The organism is Chromobacterium vaccinii (assembly GCF_000971335.1).
Taxonomy (GTDB): domain Bacteria; phylum Pseudomonadota; class Gammaproteobacteria; order Burkholderiales; family Chromobacteriaceae; genus Chromobacterium; species Chromobacterium vaccinii.
The window spans coordinates 1-2,137 of the sequence record NZ_JZJL01000115.1; the positions used below are offsets into that span (position 1 = coordinate 1).

Genomic DNA, 2,137 nt, shown 5'->3' on the forward strand with positions numbered 1-2,137 from the left:
GCTCATGGAACATTGCATGAGCAGGCCCGTTGTCTGACAGTGGAAGAGCCCCTGACGCCGGGTGTGGCTGCGATACGCCGTTCCGGCAGCCAGACGCCATTGTTCCTCATGCATGAAGTGTCGGGCTGGGATTTGTACTTCCCTTTGATCGCCGCCCATATCGATGAGGATGTGCCGGTATACGGCTTGCGGGGAGCCGCGCCGGGCGAGGCGTTGCCGAACACGGTGGAGGGCCTGGCCGCGCGCGCGCTGGACTTGATCCGAAGCGTGCAGCCGCAAGGTCCGTACCGGCTGGCCGGCTGGTCGTTTGGCGGGTTGTTGGCTTATGAGGTGGCTTTGCAGCTGCTGGGGCAGGACCAGCAGCTGGAATTTGTCGGCCTGTTGGATAGCTACCTGCCGTCGCAACTGGACCATGTGTTGCGGCAGCCGTTTGGCCGCCAGTCGGAAGGCCGGCAGCTGCTGCAATTGTGCCGCAGCTGCTGGGAAGCCGAGCGAGACGCCGGAGGCGTGGATGTCGACGCAGGCTTGCGGGCGGTGGCGACGCTGGAGCCGGATGCGGATGCGCTGGATTTCAGCCTGCTGCTTCGGCATTGCCGGCGGGAAGGGGCGCTGCCTCGGGCATTGTCGGTAGATAAGGACGAGCTGCGCCATTATCTGCGGCGCTATGCCTCGCATGAGCATGCATTGTTGAATTACCAAGTGTGCCCGGCGCCGTTTCCCGTGCATCTGTTCATTGCCGAAGATGGGCCTGGCGCTCAGCAGGGCGCCGGTTGCTTGGGGTGGGACGAAGTGCTGCCGGCGGAGCGGATTGTGCGAACCGTTGTGCCTGGCGACCATTTGTCCATCGTCCAGCGCGATGCCGCGGCCATGGGGCAGAGGATAAGTTCGGCGTTGCGCCGCGCCGCCGGCCGGAGTGCGCATGAGGACCCCAATGCCGCTTACCACCCCTTGATGACGATACAGAAAGGGCGAGCCGGACAAACCCCGGTGTTTTGCCTTCCCGGCGCGGGCGACAGCGTGACCCGCTTCGTCGAGCTGGCTGGCTCGCTGGGCGATGAATGGCCGGTGTATGGCCTGCAGCCGCGCGGCGTCGATGGGTTGCAGTTGCCCCATAGCAGCGTGGAGGCGGCGGCAGCAGTGTATTTGACCATGCTGGAGACGATTCAACCCCGTGGCCCTGTTCACCTGATAGGCCATTCATTCGGCGGCTGGCTGGCGTTCGAACTGGCCTTGAGGTTGAGCGAGCAGGGTCGTCCGCCGGCCTCCCTGACTTTGCTGGACAGCGAAGGGCCTGGCGGCAGCGGAGTGCTGGGAATTGAATATACGGCTGAGGCGGTGTGGCGGCAGTATATCTCCGGACTGGAACTGCTGACCGAGTCTCGGCTGGACCTGAATCCGGAGGCGTGCAAGACCCAGAAACAGCGCGAGCGCGCTCTGCATCAGGCGATGGTGAAGGCTGGCTTCTTGTCCAGGCATTCGCCTCAAGATGCCTTGGCGGGGTCGATGCGGACATTCGGCACGGCGTTGCGCACCCGATACGAGCCGGCGCGGCCTTATATCTTTCGGCTTGGATTGGCTTTGGTGGATGATCCGCGCGACGACGCGGAAACCAATCAGAGGATACAGCGGCTGATGCGGGAACAGTGGCGGGAATGGGCGCCGCAGCTTGAGGTCTGGCATGGCTGCGGCAATCACGCCACCATGTTGAATGCGCCCAATGTGTTGGGTCTGGGAGCCTGGTGGAGGGGGCGTCTGCAGTGACGCGTTGACATGACAAGCTCGGCAGGCGAAGCCGCCGAGCGATGCGTTGATCTGGCTTGTCCGGCAGCCAAGCGTTTCCGGGCAAGCCTGGATGGGCTTGGCCCGCCAGGACAAGGATGTCCGCGACTGAATGAAAGAGAGTCCGCAGCCGGGCTCTTTTTACTTTTTATCCGCAGGCAAAGGCGGTAGGGATGGGGTGCCGGTGCAGGGAGTTTTCGGCAAATCGGCCGGGAGACGCCATCAAGCCGGTTTCCGTTAACGCTCAGCCAAAGATCAGCCGCCCGGCCATCGCTACGAACATGCCGCTGAGCAGGCCTGGCCTGAGTCGCGCTGCCGGGACCCGTCAAGCTCCAGTCACGGCTGAGCTCGTTCCATG

1 protein-coding gene is annotated in these 2,137 nt (G+C 63.6%); it reads left to right on the forward strand.

Features of this window, described 5'->3' with window-relative positions:
- Positions 1 to 1,761, forward strand: a 1,761-nt coding sequence (locus VL52_RS22810) for a thioesterase domain-containing protein (protein ID WP_046159193.1), incomplete at its 5' end; no start/stop codon positions are given.
- Between the last annotated feature and the right edge of the window lie 376 nt (positions 1,762 to 2,137).